Here is a 1,112-nt window from a genome sequence, read left to right on the forward strand (position 1 = left end):
ATGCTGCGCGAAACCGTGTGCAACTGGGCGCAGGCCGAACTGGCGCCGCGCGCGGCCGAGATCGACCGCACCGACCAGTTCCCGATGGACGCCTGGAAGAAGATGGGCGACCTCGGCGTGCTCGGCATCACGGTGGCGGAGGAATACGGCGGCGCCAATATGGGCTACCTGGCCCACATGATCGCCATGGAAGAAATCAGCCGCGCCTCGGCATCGGTCGGCTTGTCGTACGGCGCGCACTCCAACCTGTGCGTCAACCAGATCCACCGCAACGGCACCGCCGCGCAAAAGGCCAGGTACCTGCCCAAGCTGGTCAGCGGCGACTGGATCGGCGCGCTGGCCATGAGCGAGCCCAACGCCGGCTCCGACGTGGTGAGCATGAAGCTGCGCGCGGACTTCAAGGGCGACCACTACGTGCTCAACGGCACCAAGATGTGGATCACCAACGGCCCGGATTGCGATGTGCTGGTAGTCTACGCCAAGACCGAGCCGGACCTTGGCGCGCGCGGCATGACCGCCTTTATCGTCGAGAAGGGCATGAAGGGTTTCTCGGTGGCGCAGAAGCTGGACAAGCTCGGCATGCGCGGCTCGCACACGGGCGAACTGGTGTTCCAGGACGTGGAAGTGCCGGTGGAAAACATCCTCGGCGGCGAGAACCTGGGCGCCAAGGTGTTGATGAGCGGCCTGGACTACGAGCGCGCCGTGCTCTCCGGCGGCCCGGTGGGCATCATGCAAGCGTGCATGGATGTCATCACGCCCTATATCCACGACCGCAAGCAGTTCGGCCAGAGCATCGGCGAGTTCCAGCTGATCCAGGGCAAGGTGGCCGACATGTACACCACCTTGCAGGCAGCGCGCAGCTACCTGTACACGGTGGGCAAGAACCTGGATTCCCTGGGCAAGGACCACGTGCGCCAGGTGCGCAAGGACTGCGCCGCGGTGATTCTCTATACCGCCGAGAAGGCCACCTGGATGGCCGGCGAATCCGTGCAGATCCTGGGCGGCAACGGCTATATCAACGAGTACCCGGTGGGCCGCCTGTGGCGCGACGCCAAGCTCTACGAGATCGGCGCCGGCACCTCGGAAATCCGCCGCATGCTGATCGGGCGCGA

General features: G+C 65.2%; 1 protein-coding gene. It reads left to right on the plus strand.

Features of this window, described 5'->3' with window-relative positions; all coding sequences use genetic code 11:
• Nucleotides 1-1,112 (plus strand): isovaleryl-CoA dehydrogenase (locus AC1RWI_RS37970; protein WP_492870881.1); only part of this gene is annotated, 1,112 nt, incomplete at both ends.

The sequence above is a fragment of the Cupriavidus sp. MPR-AND1C genome (assembly GCF_058809705.1).